Consider the following 18,044-nt stretch of genomic DNA (forward strand, 5'->3'; position numbering starts at 1 on the left):
CTGTGGCGCGGCTTCAAGCCGAGTTCAGCATCCGAGGATCGGCCTCGCTTGATCGGGATTGCGCTGGTATGCGCGGCCGGATGGTTCAGCTCGCGAGCGCCAACTCCGCCAGAGCCGGAGTAAAGGGCCGAACGACCATGCCATCGCGTGTGATGGTGACGAAGCTCGATGGCGGGATCGCCTGCCACTCGCCGCCTTCGCGGTCGAAGGGCTCCGAGACGATGCAGCGGCCCCTTCCAAAGGCCGAGGTGTAAAGCGTCGGCGCATGATCGTCGGTGGCGTAGCGCACGGCGTGCAGTGCCTTGCCGTCCGAGAAGGCGGCGGTGAGCTTCAGCGCCGGGTCCAGACCGGCGCGGCGCGAGGCGTCGAGCACGCGATTGGCGGCGCGCGTTGCCGCGCCATGCGGATCACGCGACAGGCCCTCGTCGATCATCAGCAGGAAGAACAGCTCGGAATCGGTGCTGCCCGAGCGCCGGTCGTAGACGGCGTCCGAAAGCGAGTTTTCCAGTCCGCGGCGTATCCTTTCGAAGCTGTGGATCTGGCCGTTATGCATGAACGACCAGCGGCCGGAAATGAACGGGTGGCAGTTCATGCGGCTGGTGCCGCCACCGGTCGAGGCGCGGACGTGGGCCAGGAAAAGGCCGGATCTGATCTGCTGGCACAGGCTTTTCAGATTGGGGTCTGACCAGGCCGGCAGAATATCGCGATAGAGCCCAGGCTCGGGCCGCCCGCCATACCAGGCGAGACCGAAGCCGTCGGCATTGGTCGGCGATTTCGCCTCCCGCGCGTCGCGGCTCTGAACGATCAGCGAGTGGGAAGGTGCGGTGACGATCTCTTCAAGGAATATCGCTTCGCCGAGATAGGCGGCCCATCTGCACATTGTCGCGTCATCCTCTTTTGCCCATCCAACCGGGGCCGCGAATGAAAACCATTCGCCGCCGGTGAGGCGCCAGAGATGACAGGAGGACGGTTTGGCGTCCTTACGTCGCGCTGATGTTTTGCTGATCCTTTGCCCAAGGCAGGCCGGAAAGATGGCGGCGATCGCCGGGCGATTCCGGCCCGGACCGCACCGGTCTCGACGGATCGAGATCGTGTTTAGCCGACCAGCGCCAGCTTGTTCGCTGCAGGTGCAAAAGGCCGAATGCCCATGCCGTCCGCCGTCATGGTGACGAAGCTCGACGGCGGGATCGCCTGCCACTCGCCGCCGTCGCGGTCGAAGGGTTCGGAAACGATGCAGCGGCCCGCGCCGTTGCGGAAGACGGAGGTGTAGAGCGTCGGCGCATGATCATCGGTGGCGTAGCGCACGGCATGGAGCGCCTGGCCGTCGGAGAAAGCAGCCGTCAGCTTCAGCGCCGGCTCGAGGCCAGCGCGACGCGAGGCTTCCAGCACGCGACTGGTGGCGCGCGACACCGCGCCTTGCGGGTCTTCGGACAGACCCTCGTCGATCATCAGGAGAAAAAAGAGCTCGGAATCTGTGGTGCCCTCGCGCTGGTCGAAGACGGCGTCGCAGAGCGAATTCTCCAGCGCGCGACGGATCTTCTCGAAACCACCGATCTGGCCGTTGTGCATGAACGACCAGCGGCCGGAGATGAAGGGATGGCAGTTCATGCGGCTGGTGGCGCCGCCGGTCGAGGCGCGCACATGGGCGAGGAACAGGCCGGACTTGATCTGCCGGCACAGGCTCTTCAGATTGGGGTCCGACCAGGCCGGCAGGATGTCGCGATAGAGGCCGGGCTCGGGCCGGTCGCCATACCAGGCAAGCCCGAAACCGTCGCCATTGGTCGGCGACTTGGCTTCCTGGGCGCAGTGGCTCTGGGCGATCAGCGAATGGCAGGGCGCGGTGATGATGTCTTCGAGGAAGACCGCTTCACCAAAATAGGCCGCCCACCGGCACATCGCATTCCACCGTTGCTAGGCGCGGTCCATCAGAGCCTTGGGCTCCTTGACCGCGTGTGAGCCTCTGTTGTGCGTCCGCTCATAGAGCTCGCGGACGATTCGGCTGGCGGTAGTCTCGAACAGAAATGGCAAGAAAGCGTGAACGAGCGCTGCGCCCGCGGCCATCGACAGGCGCGAGCAGAACCAAGCGGCGAAGGCCATGTGGCTGAAATAGGTCTCGCCCACCTTGGCCGGGTGAGAGGTGAACAGCTTCGAAAACGTCGTCATGGTGATCCCTCCTGCCGGGATGAGCCCCGATGCTGGGTATCGTGCCACGGGTCAAAGGTTCATCGATCCCAAATTGTCCTTGCGATGAGCAACAATTTGGGACATTCATCCCATGATGAGCATAGAAATCGATGAAATCGATCGAAGATTGCTGGCGGAGCTGCAACGCGACGGCACGTTGTCGGTCGATCAGCTGTCGGAGCGGGTGGCGCTGTCGCGCAATGCCTGCTGGCGGCGGGTCAAGCGGCTGGAGGAGGACGGCGTCATCACCGGGCGCGTGGCGCTGGTCAATGCCGACAAGCTCGGGCTGGGCCTCTCCGTGTTCATCCTGGTCCGCACCTCCAACCACGATCCGGACTGGCTGCAGAAATTCCGCGCGGCGGTGACCGGCTTTGCCGAGATCACCGGCGTCTACCGCATGTCGGGCGATCTCGACTATGTGCTGAGAGCCCGCGTCGCCGACGTGAAGGCCTATGACCGGCTCTACCAGCGGCTGATCGCCAAGGTGGCGCTGTCGGATGTCTCGGCCTCCTTCGTCATGGAGGAGATCAAGGAGACGACCGTCGTACCGGTAGAGCTGCGCTGAGCAGGAACCGCCTCGAAAGAAAGGCGTTGATAGCGTTGCTGCCGGGTTGACCTTTCCGGCACTCGCGCCGATAGGAATGGGCTCATGCGCACAGCTGTCTATCCCTCCTCCGTCATCGGCCCCTCCGTCGGTTTCGTCCGGCTTCCGCATGGCGAAGGCCTGCCACTGCCGGCCTATGAAAGCTCAGGCGCCGCCGGCATGGATTTGCGCGCCGCGGTGCCGGAAGACCGGCCTTTGCTGATCCTGCCCGGTAAACGCGCGCTGGTGCCGACCGGGCTGATCGTGGAAATTCCCGAAGGCATGGAAGGCCAGGTCCGGCCGCGCTCCGGTCTTGCCTTCAAACACGGCCTTACCGTTCTCAATTCACCCGGCACCATCGACAGCGATTATCGCGGCGAGGTGAAGGTGCTGCTGGTCAATCTCGGCGACGAGGACTTTGCGGTGACGCGCGGCATGCGCATCGCCCAGATCGTCTTTGCCGCGGTGACTCAGGTGGCGGTGGAAGAACGCTCCCTGGCTGGCAGCACGACGCGCGGCGGCGGCGGTTTCGGGTCTACCGGCACCGCTTGATGCGTGGGCCCTTTCCAAAGCTGGTCATCTTCGATTGCGACGGGGTTCTGGTCGACACCGAAAACCTTGCCAACCGGCGCCTCGCCGAATGGCTGAGCGGCGCCGGCTTCGCCACCACCTTCGAATATTGCCGCAAGAACTTCTCCGGCCGCAGCATGGCCTCGGTGCAGAAAGAGATTGAAGCGGTGACCGAGGTCAGGCTCGGCGTCGATTTCGTCGACCGCTGGAACGCCGGCCTGCCGGACCTGTTCGCGCATGGCGTCGAGGCGATCCCTCATGTTCGCGACTTCATCGAGAAGGTGCGAGCCGCCGGCATCGCCTACTGCGTCGCCTCCTCGGCGCGGGTGTCGAAGATGCACATCACCCTCGGCCAGACCGGGCTGCTGCCGCTGTTCGAGCACGCCATGTTCTCCTCGACCATGGTCGGGCGCGGCAAGCCGTTTCCGGACCTGTTCCTCTACGCGGCAAAGACCATGGGCTTCGCGCCGGCCGACTGCATCGTCATCGAGGACAGCGTCGCCGGCACCGAGGCCGGCATCGCCGCCGGCATGCGCGTCTTCTCCTATCACGCGGACCCCTATTCCGATCCGCACGGCCTGGAAGAGGCCGGCGGCATCCTGTTCGACGACATGCGCGAGCTGGCCGGGCTGGTGCCGATCCCCTGAGCCTATGTTCGACCTTGCCCCCGGCTGTGCGCTGCAAAACTCCGTGCTAGCGTGCGCTCTTTCGAGGGGCACCCGCACATATGATTTCCATTTTGTATCGCTTCATTCTCGCTTGCCTGTTCTTGCCCTGGCTGTGGGCAGCGGCAGGCGCACAGAACGCCAGCTTCCCGGAACTGAGCAGCGCCGTCCCTGGCCATAACGGCGTCACCTATCTCGACCTTGCCAACATGGTCGTTCCGGTTCTCGCCGGCACTTCGCCGATCAAGATCCGCCCCATCAGCGGTGAGGCCGATGACGAGGCGCCGCCTGCGACCGGCGACCTGTCGAGCGCCGCCGTGCTCGACATCAAAGCCGGCGGCGGGGAGCGGCTGACGATGCTGTTCGACCTCGGGCAAGCCTCCGACAGCGCCGAGGGTTTCGCTGTGCTGGCGCTCTACGACCTCAGCGGCGAGCCGAAACTGCTCGATGCGGTCAATGTCGCCACCGATCGGAGCACGTTTTTTCGCGAACCGGCCAGGCTTTCGATCAGCGCCGGCGATGACGCCGTCGTCATCACCAGCACGCATTTCAATTCGAACCAGGGCTATGTCAGCACGTTGCTGCTCATGGTCCGCAACGACCGCTTCGAGCTGGTCGACACCATCAACACGTTCGATGAAAACTACTGCTACAAGCGGACGCAGGATCTTGCCTTCAAGACGCTCGCGGACGGCCGGCGCTATGCGGCGATCAAGGCGACGGTCACAGACGCCACCGTGCCGGGCGAGGACTGCGAGGGCGAGCAGCCCAAGGCCTCGTCGCACAAGATCTCCGTGACCTACCGCTGGAGCAAGAAAGCGTCGCGCTACGTGCCTGGCTCCAAGGCGTTCGAGCGTTTGTCAGCAGAAAACGAGAAACGCTTCTGAGCCAAACGCATTCGTTTGCCCGGCGAAAATCGGCGCGATAGACTTTCCCGGCAATTCGATGTCTGGAGGGAAGCATCCATGGACAAGGGCAAGATCTTTCGCGACCTGCACGCCTCGACCTTCGTCATGCCCAACCCCTGGGATATCGGCACGACGAAGCTTCTCGCCTCCTTCGGCTTCAAGGCGCTGGCGACGACGAGCGCCGGCTTTGCCTTCTCGCGCGGCCTGCCCGACGGCGCGGTGACGTTCGACCAGATGATCCATCATTGCCGCGAGGTGACGGCGGCGACCAGCCTGCCGGTCTCGGCCGATCTCGAGCGCGGCAAGGGCGACAGCCCGGAACAGGCCGCCGAGACCATCTTCGCGGCTGAGGCGGCCGGGCTTGCCGGCTGCTCGATCGAGGACCACACCGGCGATCCGGAAAAGCCCATCTATGAATTTTCGCACGCGGTCGAACGCGTCGCCGCGGCTGTCGAGGCGGCGCGGGCGCTGAAGCACGATTTCGTCTTCACCGCGCGGGCCGAGAATTTCCTGTGGGGCCGGACCGATATCGACGACACGATCAAGCGGCTGCAGGCCTTCGAGCAGGCCGGCGCCGACGTGCTCTATGCGCCAGGGTTGAGCGACGTCGAGACGGTGCGGATCGTCTGCTCGTCGGTGAACAAGCCCGTCAATGTCATGGCGCGGCCAGGCTTCACCACCGCCGACCTCGCCCAGGCGGGCGTCAAGCGCATCTCGCTCGGACCGTGGCTGACCAATTTCGCCTTCGGCATGCTGGAGACGGCGGCACGCGAGATCCAGCAGGACGGCACGTTCGGCTTCACCCGCTCCGCGATGCCGTTCGGCAAATTGCAATCGCTGTTTGGCAAGCCGGGCGACTGACGGCCGGACAGAGTTACGCCTTTTCCCGCGCCGATACCGCCTTGTGCAGGTTGACCATCATGGCGGCGGCGAACAGCGGGGTCAAAAGGTTGAGCAGCGGCACGGCGAGGAAGGCGGCAATGACCAGGCCGGCCAGGAACACCGTGCCGGCATGTTTCCTGCGCAGCGCCTTGGCCTCTGCCTCCGGGCGGAAGCGCATGGCGGCGAATTCGAAGAACTCGCGCCCGAGCAGGTAGCCGTTGACGATGAAGAAGGCGGCGATGTTGATGCCCGGCACCAGGAGCAGCAGCAGGGCGACTATGTTGCCGAGGACAACGACGCCGAAGAATTTTATCGCCAGCACCAGCGCGTGCAGGGCTGGCACGGGACGGCCCGGCGGATCATCCGGATAGTCGATACGCTCGACCACTTCGGCGACGTCGTCGAGGAACAGGCCGGCGATCACGGCCGTCACCGGCGCGACAAGAAGAGCCATCCCCATCGCCAGAAGGATGCCGGTGACAATGGCGCCCAGCCATCCGGCCCAGGACGGCAGGCCGGGCAGAAGCCCCTGCAGCCACGGCCAGGCCAGCCATTCGAGCAGGCTCTCGATGCCGAACCAAAAGGCCACCAGCGCCAGCAGGGTCAGCCCCAATGTCTTAAGGAAGACGGAGCGGAATTCGGGCGAGAACAGCCGGCCGGCGGCGGCGCGGGCAGCGTCGAGGATCACGGCGTCTCCAACCCCTCATCGACAAAGACGCTTCCGAGATAGGCACCCTTGTCGAGCAGCGCAACTATTGCGCAAGCTTCCTCTGCCGCGCGGGGATGGTCATCGCCGCGACGCCGACGACCACGAAACCCATGCCGAGCCAAGCCGTCGGACCGAGGCTCTCGCCCAGGAAGAGCGCGCCGATGCCGACGCCGATCGGCACGCGCAGATAGGCCTGCGACGTGGTGCCGACCGAGCCCAGCGTGTGGATGAGGCGGAAGAAGATCGAGAAGGCGAGCGCGGTCGAAAAGACCGAAAGTCCAATCAGCGCAAGGATCGATGCCGTCGATGGCGAGAGCGTCCACGGCCGGTCGAAAACAAGGCTCAGCGGGATCAAAATCGCGGCGCCGCAGATCATCGAGCCAGCGGCCGGCAGCATCGGGTCGAGCCCCCTGAAGTTGCGCCCGAAAATGGCGGCGCCCGCATAGCTGACGGTGGCGGCGATGACGGCAAGCTGCGCCCATAGCTGATGGCCGAGGCCGCCGAGCGCCTCCGTGCCGACGATCAGGCAGATGCCGGCAATGCCGGCGCCGACGCCGACCAGCTTGCGCAGCGTAACCGACTCGTGGCGAGTGATCAGCGCGGTCAGAAGGAAAGTGAAGATCGGCGATGTGGCGTTGAGGATGGTGGCGAGGCCGGCATCGATGGAGCGCTCGGCGGCGGCGATCAGGGTGAAGGGCACGACGCTGTTCAGGCAGGCCTGGAAGGCGAAGCGTCGCCAGGTTGCGGCGTCTCTCGGCATGGCGAGGCCGCGCCAGCGGATGATGGCGAGCAGGATGGCGCCGGCGATCAGGGTGCGTGCGGCGATGAAGGTGACCGGCGGGATCGTCTCGACGCCGACCTTGATGAAGCTATAGGACGCGCCCCACAGCACGGCCAGCACGCCAAGAAGGGCCAGTTCGGTGGTCATGTCGGTCTTTGCGGGCATTGCCGGTTCGCACTTTTCAGAAACTTCGATCGGATCGCTTCTAGCCGACGGCCAGGCGGAAATGTTTCGATCCCGATGCAACCATAGCCGCCATCGTCACGGCCGATATGGTCCAGTTTGATGCGATGGCTGCAGCAGCCGGCGAATAAGCGCGGCCATTGGCCGGAATGGCGGAACCCGATGCCGATTTTCGGGGTAGGCAAAAGGGCGGCAACTCGCTAGACCCGCGCCCGGCCGGCATGGCAGAAAGCCGGCAGGTTCCCAGGCGGAGAGATTGATGCCGGACTATGACGTGCTTTGCATCGGCAATGCCATTGTCGATATCATCGCCCAGTGCGACGACGCCTTCCTCGAGACCAACGGCATCATCAAGGGCGCGATGAACCTGATCGACACCAGGCGCGCCGAATTGCTCTACAGCCGCATGGGCCCGGCGATCGAGGCCTCCGGCGGCAGCGCCGGCAACACGGCGGCGGGCATCGCCAGCTTCGGCGGCCGCGCCGCCTTCTTCGGCAAGGTCTCGAACGACCCGCTCGGCGAAATCTACACCCACGACATCCAGGCCCAGGGCGTCGCCTTCGACACCAAGCCACTCCAGGGCCAGCCGCCAACGGCGCGCTCGATGATCTTCGTCACGCCGGACGGCGAGCGCTCGATGAACACCTATCTCGGCGCCTGCGTCGAGCTCGGTCCCGAGGATGTCGAGGCCGACAAGGCCTCCGGCGCCAAGGTTACCTATTTCGAGGGCTATCTGTGGGATCCGCCGCGCGCCAAGGAAGCGATCCGGCAGACGGCGAAACTGGCGCATGAAGCCGGACGCGAAGTGTCGATGACGCTGTCGGACTCGTTCTGCGTCGACCGCTACCGCGACGAGTTCCTCGACCTGATGCGCTCGGGCACCGTCGACATCGTCTTCGCCAACAGCCACGAGATCAAATCGCTCTACCAGACCTCGTCTTTCGAGGACGCGCTGGCGGCGATCCGCAAGGATTGCAAGATCGCAGCCGTCACCCGCTCGGAAAAGGGCTCGGTCATCGTGCGCGGCGACGAGACCGTCACCATCGAGGCAACGACGATCCGCGAACTGGTCGACACCACCGGCGCCGGCGACCTCTATGCCGCCGGTTTCCTCTACGGTTACACTGCTGGACGCAGCCTGAAGGATTGCGGCAACCTCGGCTCGCTGGCGGCCGGGCTGGTGATCCAGCAGATCGGGCCGCGGCCGCGGCAGAATTTGCGCAGCGCGGCCCAGCTGGCGGGGTTGCTGTAGGTCTCTTAGCTCTCCCCTTGTGGAAGAAGTCGGATTGCCCCGATTTATCCTTCACAAATCGGCTGGCAATCCGGGTGAGGTGGATGCTGGCGCCAAGCTGGAACACCCCTCAACCGTCTCGACGCTGCGCGCCGAACCACCTTCTCCAACAGGGGAGAAGGAAGAACGCGATTTGTCGCACGCCTGTCATAGAGCACACCTACACGCAGACTGAGGCGTCCCGTGACTGACATTTCGGGATGTCCAGTTGGGGTGCAAGAAATGCAAGACAGCAACCTGTCGGGTCGCTGTGTTTGTCGTTGCTGCCATTTTCGCTTCCTGCTGTAGCCATTTCAATCGGCCGCAGCTGGGGAGGAGCGCGCGTGGCCTGCAAGACAGATACATGACCAGATTTCAAAATCCGACGGATGCGATATCGCAGGATGCCCTGGCGGGCCTCGTGGCCGAGGCGGTGCAACAGGCACTAATCCAGCATGGGGTCGTTCTTGACGCACAGACCCTGGGTTCAACCAGCGCCTTCGCCGGCAATGTTGCCGCAAGCCTGCCTTTCCTTCCGCAGGCACAGCGGCTCGCGATTGGCTCTTTCAAGGGCGAATGGAGCGCCTTGGCCTCGGAGTTGGTCCATGCAGTAACGGCCGCACAGCGCGACATGGCGAATACCTCGGATGACATCGCTGCTTTGGCATCGGCAGGCGACAGCCGGAAACCCGCTTCCCCCGACCCGCGCGAGCGAACCAACGATCTCCAATCGGCGCTGATCGAGGATTGGGCCGGCGAGGTCGCAGGGTCGACCTATCTGGAAGAGAATTTCCGCATACCGCGCTCGACCCTGCATCGCTGGCAACGGCGAAACGAGGTCATTGCCTTGCGCAAGGGTGGCCGCAAGCATGTCTTCCCGCTCGCCCAGTTCGTCGACGGCAGGCCGGCGCCGGGGATCAGCGAGGTGCTTTCGCTAATTGCCAATCCAAGGCTGGCCTGGTTCTGGCTGACCCGCCCTTCGCCCGATCTCGGTGGTCGCACTCCCATTGAAATGCTCAAGCACGACATGGTGCGCGAGGTGGTGCAGGCCGCACGCGAGTTTACATCGGCAGACAGTCTCAGCGGCGCTTCAGTCTGATTTTCGGCCTTCAAATCAAACGGTTGGCCAATTCTTGATGCCTCGTTCGTTAATCGACTAAATTCCTTTCATCAGATAGTCATATTTACGCTTACTCTAGGTTGTGCAAATCTATCTCAGTGTTGCGTTTGTACTGTTTGTTCCGTTTGTGCCAAGTTCGGTGAGATATTCGTGGTATTTGCGCAACAATACTTTTCGAAGAATCCAAAAGCCCTTTTTCAGACATGATCTCTGTTGAATAGCGCTCCCGCTTGGGCCATGTCGGGGACGAAAAGGACGGCGCGATGCGCGTCATTTTCAACAGTGGGGACGGGGCGGCAACGCTTGCCCTTCAGCAAAGATATCAAACCCGTTTAACTTTTGTCTGGAGATCAGAAAATGAACATCAAGAGCCTTCTTCTCGGCTCAGCTGCGGCCCTGATCGCAGTTTCCGGTGCGCGCGCCGCCGACGCCGTTGTCGTCGCCGAGCCGGAACCGGCCGAATACGTCAAGATCTGCGACGTGTACGGCTCGGGCTACTTCTATATCCCCGGCACCGAAACCTGCCTTCGCATCGGCGGCTATGTCCGTTACGACGTCGGCATGGGCGACGTCGGCTCGTTCGACGGCGCGAAGTCCTTCGACCACCAGGACGGTGACCAGCAGGACACCTGGAAGAAGAATGCCCGCTTCACCTTCAAGACCTGGACCGGCCAGGAAACCGAACTCGGCACCTTGAAGACCTACACCGAAATGCGCTTCAACTTCGGCAACAGCAACGGCTATGGCACCCTCGCCTCCGGCAATCCCGCCGTCGACAAAGGCGTCTCGGTGAAGTTCGCCTGGATCCAGCTCGGGGGTCTGCGCGTCGGTAAGGACGAATCTGCCTTCGATTCGTTCATCGGCTACGCGGGCGCCGTCATCCAGGATACCCTGGTTCCGTACGGCGATTTCGACACCAACGTCGTCCAGTACTACTTCGACGCCGGCAACGGCTTCTCGGCCGTGGTCTCTCTCGAAGAGGGCTCTGGCGTCGTCGGGACGATCGACAGCTACGTTCCGCATGTCGTCGGCGGCGTGAAGTACACGCAGGGCTGGGGCGCCATCACCGGCGTCGTCGCCTATGACAGCAACTATGAAGAAGTCGCCGGCAAGGTCCGTCTCGACGTCAAGCCGATGGACAACCTGTCGCTGTTCATCATGGGCGGCTACGGCACCGACGACAATCTCAACGACGACGCCGGAAACGTCATCGACGCGCACGGTCGCGGCTTCTACAAGCAGTGGAGCGGCAACTGGGCAATCTGGGGCGGCGGCACCTATACCATCAACGAGAAGACCTCGTTCAACGCCCAGCTCTCCTATGACGAAGGCAAGAACTTCGGCGTCGCGGCCAACGTTGCCTATGAAATCGTCAAGGGCTTCAAGATCACGGCCGAAGTCGACTATCTGCATGTCGGCGAGGACACCGTCACCAACTGGACCAAAGCCGACAAGGAAAACAGCGTCGGCGGCATCCTCCGCTTCCAGCGCTCGTTCTGATCAGTCCTACAGTCTCGAAAGAAAGGCCCGCAGCATGTCGCTGCGGGCCTTTTCGTTTCAACTCAAGCCGGCCTGCCTTAGCGCTGAATAGACCCGCTGGCGCAGATCGTCCGGCACCTGGCCGACGACCGCGTCGAACGAGGCGACCGTCAGCCCCTGGTCCATGCGCCTTGCCTCGGCGATGACGGCCCTGGCTTCCTCCGCGCGGCCGAGCGCGACAAGGGCGGCGGCCAGCCCCAGCCTCGACCAGGTCTCGCGCGCATTAAGCGCGGTGGCACGCCGGGCGGCAGCCTCGGCGGCGGCGAAATCGTCCAGGCAATAGTGGCAGAACGACTGCAGCGTCATGAACATCGAGCCGAGCGGATCCCTGGGGTTCAGCCGCACCGCCTGGCCGATATGATGCAGCGCCTCGCGCGGCCTGCCCGACCAGAAATGCAATTGCGCCATGCCGAAATAGGCCTGCGCGAAACTCGGGCTAAGATCGATCGCCATCGAAAGATGGTGGGCGGCGCGCGGCCGATCGCCGATGAAGGTCAGCAGGCGTCCGAGCACGACATGGCTGAAGGCGTCGCCGGCATCTAGCGCCAGCGCCTTCTCGGCCTGCGCTATGCCGGCGCCGAGCGTCTGCCCGACATCGGTAGTGAAGTGCCAGGTCACCGCCGACAGGCAGACATAGGCGAGGCCGGCATTGGGCAGGCTGAACCCCGGCTCCAGCTCGAGGGCACGCTCAAAATGCCCCTGCGCCAGCTGATGATCGTCCCTGGTGAACCGGTAGGCATGCCACATGCCGCGATGGAACAGTTCCCAGGCATCGAGATTTTCCGGCCGCTTGCGCGCCGCGCTTTCGCGCTCCGCCGCCCGCACCTCGGCGTCGATGTTGGCGATGATGCGCCTCACCACCTCGTCCTGCAGGTCGAAGACGTCCTGCGCCGGCCGGTCATAGCGCTCCGCCCAGACGCAGCGGTCGCCGGACGCATCGATCAGCTGCACGGCAACGCGAAGCTGGTCGCCGCCGCGCCGCACGCTGCCGGCAAGGATGTATCTGACGTCGAGGTCGCGCGCGGCGATGCCGGCCTCGCCGGCGCCGCTGGCATAGCCGACGGTCGACTGCGGCGCGATGACCAGGAAATCGCGCTGCCGCGACAATTCCGTGATGATGTCCTGCGAGATGCCGTTGGCGAGGAAATCCTGCTCGCCGTCATTCTTGCCGGCAAAGGGCAGGACGGCGATCGACAGGCCGCGCGGCCGCTCGGTCGGCCAGCTTGGGGCTGGGGCAGCCTCTTGCCCCATTGGTGAAACAGGGCCGTCCGGCGGACGGATGGCCGCATCCCCCGCCGAGGCAGCATCGGACGCGATCTGGCGCGACAGCCGCACTGTTTCCTGCGACGGCTCGACGCCGAGTTCGCGCTTGAGCAGTTCGCGGCAACCCCGGAACTGGGCCAAGGCACGCGAGCGTTCGCCTGCCCTGGCGTAGAGGCGCATCAGCAGCCGGTGGCTTTCCTCGCGCAGATTGTCGATGGCGAGCAGGCGCTGGCCGACGGACTGTGCCTGCGAAAGGTCGCCGGCATCGGCCAGCCGGAGCGCCATGCCTTCGAGAACGGTCTGCGCCAGATTGCGGCAGCGGGTGCGTTCGAAGGTCAGCCAGTCGGAGAACTCGGCGCTGGCCGACGGACGGCTTTCGAGGAATTCACCGTAGCGCCAGACCGGAGCAGCGCCTTCGTCTATCCCGGCCGGGTTGCTGGCAAGGCTGGCGAGCCGGTCGGCGTCGACGGCAAGCGCGGCCGGATCGAGGGTGACGGCATCGCGGTCTCCGCCGAGCGCCCGCGGCCCTAGCGCGGCGCGCAGCGACGACAGCGCCTTCCTCAGGCTACCGCGCGCCTGCTCCTCGTCGCGATCGCTCCAGAACAGCGCCGCGAGCTTGTCGCGGCCATGCAGCCGTCCGGCGGGCATGGCCAGATAGGCCAGCAGCAATTCGCATTTGCGTGTCGGCAGTTCGACAGGCTGCCCGGCCGCGTCGCGCAGCGAAAACCCGCCCAGCAGGCACAGTTCGAACGGCCCGCGATCGGTCGTCGGGCTCGCCCTATCATGCGCCGGGACGCTTTCCCCCACCCGCCACAGCTCCTTTTCGCGATGATTTCCCGAAGATTTCACGCTTCGCGAACGCCGGCTTCCCGGCCGTCGCCGATATCCGGCCCATAGCGATCACGGAGATCGCGCCAAACCGGAGAAGACCAATGACCCTGCATAGCATGAAAGACACCCTGCCCCTAGCCGCGACGCCGGCCGGATGGATGTCCGGCATTCTGCGCCGCACCATCACGCGCTCCGTCAGCGACGCGGCGCGGGATGAAGCCGTTCGCCGCAGCCTGCGCCATGTCGGCGGCTTCGACGACCGCCTGCTCCGCGACATCGGTGTTGGCCGCGACGAGATCTTCAACGTCGTCGCGCTCGGCATCAAGCCGGCCAGTCGCCTCGCCTGAGCCAACCAAACAAACAAATCCAAGGAACGATGAGATGTTCACCAAGACAAATACGTCCAACCTCGCCGGCGCCGTCATCGTGCTGGCGGCGATCGTCGGTGGCGGCGCGCTCACGAGCGGCGCCCATGCCGGAGATTTCAAGGTCAAGCACGGCATCGCGCATGCGGTGACGCAGGGCGGCGGGGTAAACGTGCATGGCCGCCCCGCACCCAGCCCCGGCGGCTTCAAGGCGGCGAGCAGGCTGCCGTCGCTGGTCGACAGGGTGCAGCCGCGCATCCACGCCAAGATCGACTGCGTGCCCAATGGCTGCAAGTCGGGTCCGCCCGACCTCTACAAGCACAAGAAGCTGCCGTGCGAGCTCTTCGGCTGCAAGCCCGACCATGGCGGCCACCATCACGGCCACCACAAGCACGGCGCCTGGGGCTGGGGCGGAGTGACCATCGTGGCCTCCGACCACGGCGGCTGCGGCTATGAATTCTGGAAGTGGAAGGTGACCGGCTGGCGCTTCTGGAAGCACGCCTATCTCGCCTGCCGCGACTGGGAGTAGGATTTTCGCAACGCCTTCAAATGCCTTGCCTTCCCCTCGCCTTGCGGGGGGAAGGTTTTCGGCCGGTCGGTCCTGCTCGATGGATGCCCGCCCGTCGGGGCTAGGCGATGCGACGCTGGCGGCGCGACGACTGGCCGCCGCTGGCCCCGGACTGCTCCAGCGCCAATTGGTCGGAAGTGACCAGCCGGCCACGGCCTTCCTTCTTGCCGACATACATCAGCCGGTCGGCGAGCGCGACCAGCGCGTCGGGATCGGCGGCTTCCGTCGGATAGATGGCGACACCGACGGTGCAGCCGACCTGTATGTCGCCGTTCGGGGCCGGAACCTTGATGCGCAGCCGCTCCAGCACGCGCTCCGCTACGCGCACCGCCTTCTCCCTGGCCAGATCCGGCTTGCCTGAGAACAGGAAGGCGAACTCGTCGCCGCCGAGCCGCGCGACGAAGTCGGCGCTGCGCAGGATCGTGCGCAGCTTGTCCGACACGCGCTGCAAGAGCGCATCGCCGGCCTCGTGGCCAAGCGTGTCGTTGACCTCCTTGAAGCGATCGAGGTCGATGAACAGCAGGCCCGCCGCATCGCCGGTTGCGGCGCAGCGGCCGATCACCGATTTGAGCTCGTTGTGAAAGGCGCGCCGGTTGGGCAGGTCCGTCAGGAGATCGTGGTTGGCCGAATGGTCGCTCTGCTGCTTGGCCAGCTCGATCTCGCGCTTTTGCACCGACAGTTCCTCGTTGGCGGCCTTGAGGTCGAGCAGAAGCTGGGCGTTGAGGTCCTCGACGACCTTGCGGTCGCTGATGTCAACGACGAAACCCTCGAGGAATTCGAGCTCGCCGGCCTCGTCCCAGACACCGCCGCCGATCTCGCGGACCCAGAGGGGCTCGCCGACCCTGGGTACGATGCGGTAGTCGACGTTCCAGTTGCAGCGCGCCTCGAGCGCGTTGTCGACGGCGGCGTAGACAGCGGCGAGATCGTCAGGATGGATGGCCGAGACGTAGTCGCGCACCGCATTGTGGATGAAATCGCTCGGCCGGTAGCCGCTGACGGTGAAAATGCCGTCGCTGATATAGAGCATCGTGTAGGACTGGTCGTTGCGGCAGCGGTAGAGATAGCCGTCCATGCGACCGGTGATGCTGAGCAGCGCGTCCAGCCGCTCGTCGTGGTGGCCCCCCTGGCCGACCGCGGATGCAGAAACCCCGTCATGCTTCATGGCCGCACCCCCGAGTTAGCGGTCTGAGCGCGCCGTAGATGCCGTTACGGCAAGTCGGCAAGAGGCCTTCTATATCAGGTGAGTATTATCAATCTGTTATGGCGATGCGCCCTTAGTGCACCGCTTCTCAGTTGCCCGCCGTGTAAGCCGCGATCGCCGCCATGTTGACGATGTCTGAATCCTTGGCATTCAGCGAGACGATCTGCACCGGCTTGTTGAGGCCGACCAGCAGCGGGCCGATGACGGTCGAACCGCCGAGCTCCTGCAGCATCTTGGTCGAGATCGAGGCCGAGTGGAACGCCGGCATGATCAGCACGTTGGCCGGGCCGGTCAGCCGGATGAACGGGTACTGCGCCATGGCGCGGGCGTTGAGCGCCACGTCGGCCGCCATCTCGCCATCATACTCGAAATCGACGCGGCGCTTGTCGAGGATGCGCACGGCCTCCTGCACGCGCTCGGAGCGCTCGCCCTGCGGATGGCCGAAGGTCGAATAGGCGAGCATGGCAAGTCTCGGCTCGTAGCCCATGCGGCGGGCGAAGCCGGCCGCCTCCTCGGCGATGTCGGCGATCTGCTCGGCGTTCGGCATGTCGTGCACGGCGGTGTCGGCGACGACGACGGTGCGGCCCCTGGCGAGTACGATCGAGACGCCGATGACGCGGTGGCCGGGCTTGGCGTCGATGACGCGGCGGATGTCGTCGAGCGCGGTCGAATAGTTGCGGGTGACGCCGGTGACGATGCCGTCGGCATCGCCCAGCGCCACCATGCAGGCGGCGAAATGGTTGCGGTCGTTGTTGATCAGGCGCTGGCAGTCGCGGAACAGGAAACCCTTCCGCTGCATGCGCTCATAGAGATAGTCGGTGTAGATGCCGTTGCGGCGCGACAGCCTGGCATTGATGATCTCGATGCCCTGCTTGTTGAGCTCGATGCCGGCGTGCTTGGCGTTTTCCTTGATGACGTCGTCGCGACCGAGCAGGATCGCGGTGCCGAGGTTCTGGTTCACATAGGAGACGGCGGCGCGCATCACCTGCTCCTCCTCGCCCTCGGCGAAGACGATGCGCTTGGGCTGGCGGCGCACGCGGTCGTAGATGCGCTGCAGCGTGGAGGCGATCGGATCGCGGCGGGCGGAAAGCTCCTGCGCGTAGCGGCCGAGATCGAGGATCGGCTTGCGGGCGACACCGGACTCCATCGCGGCCTTGGCGACAGCCAGCGGGATCGCCGCGATCAGGCGCGGGTCGAACGGCACCGGGATGATGTAGTTGGGGCCGAATTTCGGGCGGTTGCCCTGATAGGCGGCGGCGACGTCGTCGGGCACGTCCTTGCGCGCCAGCTCGGCCAGCGCGCGGGCGGCGGCGATCTTCATCTCGTCATTGATGGTGGTGGCCCGGACATCCAGCGCGCCGCGGAAGATGTAAGGGAAGCCGAGCACGTTGTTGACCTGGTTCGGATAGTCCGAACGGCCCGTGGCCATGATGGCGTCGGTGCGGATTTCGGCCACTTCCTCGGGCGTGATCTCGGGATCGGGATTGGCCATGGCGAAGATGATCGGGTTCTTGGCCATCGACTGCACCATGGCGGTGGTCAGCGCGCCCTTGGCGGAGAGGCCGAGGAAGACGTCGGCGCCGTCCAGCGCCTCGGCCAGCGATCGCGCCTCGGTCTTGACGGCATGCGCCGACTTCCACTGGTTCATGCCCTCGGTGCGGCCCTGGAAGACCACGCCCTTGGTGTCGCACAGGATGATGTTTTCCGGCGAAAAACCCATCGCCTTCATCAGCTCGATACAGGCGATGCCGGCCGCGCCGGCGCCGTTGCAGACCATCTTGGTGGTCTTCATGTCGCGGCCGGTTATCTCCAGCGCGTTGATCAGGCCGGCCGCGGAGATGATCGCGGTGCCGTGCTGGTCGTCGTGGAAGACGGGGATGTCCATCAATTCCCGCAACCGTTGCTCGATGATGAAGCATTCCGGCGCCTTGATGTCTTCCAGATTGATGCCGCCGAAGGAGGGGCCGAGGAAGCGCACGCAGTTGATCAACTCGTCGGCGTCCTCGGTGTCGACCTCGAGGTCGATGGAATCGACGTCGGCGAAGCGCTTGAACAGCACCGACTTGCCTTCCATCACCGGCTTGGAGGCGAGCGCGCCGAGATTGCCGAGGCCGAGAATGGCGGTGCCGTTGGAGATGACGGCGACCATGTTGCCGCGCGTCGTGTAGTCGAAGGCGCGGCTCGGATCCTCGGCGATGGCGCGAACCGGAACGGCGACGCCCGGCGAATAGGCGAGGCTGAGATCGCGCTGCGTCGCCATCGGCTTGGTGGCGACGATCTCCAGCTTGCCGGGGCGGCCCATGGCGTGGAATTCCAGCGCCTCCTGCGCGCTGACGGACGGACCGCTGTTTTCGGTTTTCCTGGCCATGATCTCTTGATTTCCTCACCGGTGCGGCGCCCTTGAGATGGGCGCCATGTTATT

18 protein-coding genes are annotated in these 18,044 nt (G+C 64.7%); 10 read left to right on the forward strand and 8 right to left on the reverse strand.

The genetic code is table 11. The annotated features are described in order from the left end of the window. Positions 1–85: 85 nt before the first annotated feature. The 3 genes from EN857_RS01755 to EN857_RS01765 all read right to left on the reverse strand — a co-directional run bounded on the left by EN857_RS01755 (position 86) and on the right by EN857_RS01765 (position 2,163). A complete protein-coding gene (locus EN857_RS01755) occupies positions 86–880 on the reverse strand; it encodes a class II glutamine amidotransferase (RefSeq protein WP_127282475.1) in 795 nt (264 codons plus the stop codon). 215 nt (positions 881–1,095) lie between these two features. After that, complete coding sequence (locus EN857_RS01760; RefSeq protein WP_127282476.1) at positions 1,096–1,896, reverse strand: class II glutamine amidotransferase; 801 nt, start codon at positions 1,894–1,896, stop codon at positions 1,096–1,098. Between the two features lie 15 nt (positions 1,897–1,911). Next, entirely contained in the window at positions 1,912–2,163 is a 252-nt protein-coding gene (locus EN857_RS01765) for a DUF6356 family protein (RefSeq protein ID WP_127391730.1), read from the reverse strand. Between the two features lie 115 nt (positions 2,164–2,278). On the opposite strand from EN857_RS01765, the gene EN857_RS01770 reads away from it, so the two are divergent. From EN857_RS01770 to EN857_RS01790, 5 genes are all read left to right on the forward strand, one after another. After that, the gene (locus EN857_RS01770; RefSeq protein ID WP_135857965.1) at positions 2,279–2,749 is read left to right on the forward strand and encodes an Lrp/AsnC family transcriptional regulator; all 471 of its coding nucleotides are present in this window, start codon (positions 2,279–2,281) and stop codon (positions 2,747–2,749) included. A gap of 84 nt (positions 2,750–2,833) precedes the next feature. Beyond that, complete coding sequence (gene dut, locus EN857_RS01775) at positions 2,834–3,319, forward strand: dUTP diphosphatase (protein ID WP_128274709.1); 486 nt, start codon at positions 2,834–2,836, stop codon at positions 3,317–3,319. Then, entirely contained in the window at positions 3,319–3,984 is a 666-nt protein-coding gene (locus EN857_RS01780) for an HAD family phosphatase (RefSeq protein ID WP_135857784.1), read from the forward strand. The genes dut and EN857_RS01780 overlap by 1 nt, the downstream gene beginning before the upstream one ends. Positions 3,985–4,064: 80 nt before the next feature. Next, a complete protein-coding gene (locus EN857_RS01785) occupies positions 4,065–4,889 on the forward strand; it encodes a hypothetical protein (RefSeq protein ID WP_135857786.1) in 825 nt (274 codons plus the stop codon). 78 nt (positions 4,890–4,967) lie between these two features. Next, the gene (locus EN857_RS01790; RefSeq protein WP_127282481.1) at positions 4,968–5,771 is read left to right on the forward strand and encodes an oxaloacetate decarboxylase; all 804 of its coding nucleotides are present in this window, start codon (positions 4,968–4,970) and stop codon (positions 5,769–5,771) included. A 13-nt stretch (positions 5,772–5,784) separates the two neighbouring features. Here the strand turns inward: EN857_RS01790 and EN857_RS01795 are convergent, their stop codons facing one another. Continuing rightward, positions 5,785–6,480, reverse strand: a complete 696-nt coding sequence (locus EN857_RS01795) for a sulfate transporter family protein (protein WP_135857787.1) — start codon at positions 6,478–6,480, stop codon at positions 5,785–5,787. Between the two features lie 64 nt (positions 6,481–6,544). After that, positions 6,545–7,447, reverse strand: a complete 903-nt coding sequence (locus EN857_RS01800) for an EamA family transporter (RefSeq protein ID WP_135857789.1) — start codon at positions 7,445–7,447, stop codon at positions 6,545–6,547. A 277-nt stretch (positions 7,448–7,724) separates the two neighbouring features. Here EN857_RS01800 and EN857_RS01805 point away from each other — a divergent pair, with 277 nt between their 5' ends. The 3 genes from EN857_RS01805 to EN857_RS01815 all read left to right on the forward strand — a co-directional run bounded on the left by EN857_RS01805 (position 7,725) and on the right by EN857_RS01815 (position 11,355). Next, positions 7,725–8,717 (forward strand): adenosine kinase, encoded by a 993-nt coding sequence (locus EN857_RS01805; protein ID WP_127282484.1) that lies wholly within the window; start codon positions 7,725–7,727, stop codon positions 8,715–8,717. A gap of 382 nt (positions 8,718–9,099) precedes the next feature. After that, a complete protein-coding gene (locus EN857_RS01810; RefSeq protein ID WP_135857791.1) occupies positions 9,100–9,834 on the forward strand; it encodes an antitoxin Xre/MbcA/ParS toxin-binding domain-containing protein in 735 nt (244 codons plus the stop codon). 378 nt (positions 9,835–10,212) lie between these two features. Continuing rightward, the gene (locus EN857_RS01815; RefSeq protein WP_135857793.1) at positions 10,213–11,355 is read left to right on the forward strand and encodes a porin; all 1,143 of its coding nucleotides are present in this window, start codon (positions 10,213–10,215) and stop codon (positions 11,353–11,355) included. Positions 11,356–11,412: 57 nt separating this feature from the next. Here the strand turns inward: EN857_RS01815 and EN857_RS01820 are convergent, their stop codons facing one another. Beyond that, complete coding sequence (locus EN857_RS01820; protein ID WP_135857795.1) at positions 11,413–13,464, reverse strand: BTAD domain-containing putative transcriptional regulator; 2,052 nt, start codon at positions 13,462–13,464, stop codon at positions 11,413–11,415. A gap of 125 nt (positions 13,465–13,589) precedes the next feature. Here EN857_RS01820 and EN857_RS01825 point away from each other — a divergent pair, with 125 nt between their 5' ends. Together EN857_RS01825 and EN857_RS01830 are read left to right on the forward strand one after the other, a co-directional pair. Beyond that, positions 13,590–13,835 (forward strand): DUF1127 domain-containing protein, encoded by a 246-nt coding sequence (locus EN857_RS01825; protein WP_135857797.1) that lies wholly within the window; start codon positions 13,590–13,592, stop codon positions 13,833–13,835. Positions 13,836–13,869: 34 nt separating this feature from the next. Then, complete coding sequence (locus tag EN857_RS01830) at positions 13,870–14,382, forward strand: hypothetical protein (protein ID WP_128273618.1); 513 nt, start codon at positions 13,870–13,872, stop codon at positions 14,380–14,382. 100 nt (positions 14,383–14,482) lie between these two features. Here the strand turns inward: EN857_RS01830 and EN857_RS01835 are convergent, their stop codons facing one another. Further along, complete coding sequence (locus EN857_RS01835) at positions 14,483–15,583, reverse strand: sensor domain-containing diguanylate cyclase (protein ID WP_135857799.1); 1,101 nt, start codon at positions 15,581–15,583, stop codon at positions 14,483–14,485. A 127-nt stretch (positions 15,584–15,710) separates the two neighbouring features. Continuing rightward, positions 15,711–17,990, reverse strand: coding sequence for an NADP-dependent malic enzyme (locus EN857_RS01840; protein ID WP_135857801.1), 2,280 nt, complete (start codon positions 17,988–17,990; stop codon positions 15,711–15,713). Positions 17,991–18,044: the final 54 nt, after the last annotated feature.

The organism is Mesorhizobium sp. M4B.F.Ca.ET.214.01.1.1, assembly GCF_004791545.1.
Classification (GTDB): domain Bacteria; phylum Pseudomonadota; class Alphaproteobacteria; order Rhizobiales; family Rhizobiaceae; genus Mesorhizobium; species Mesorhizobium abyssinicae.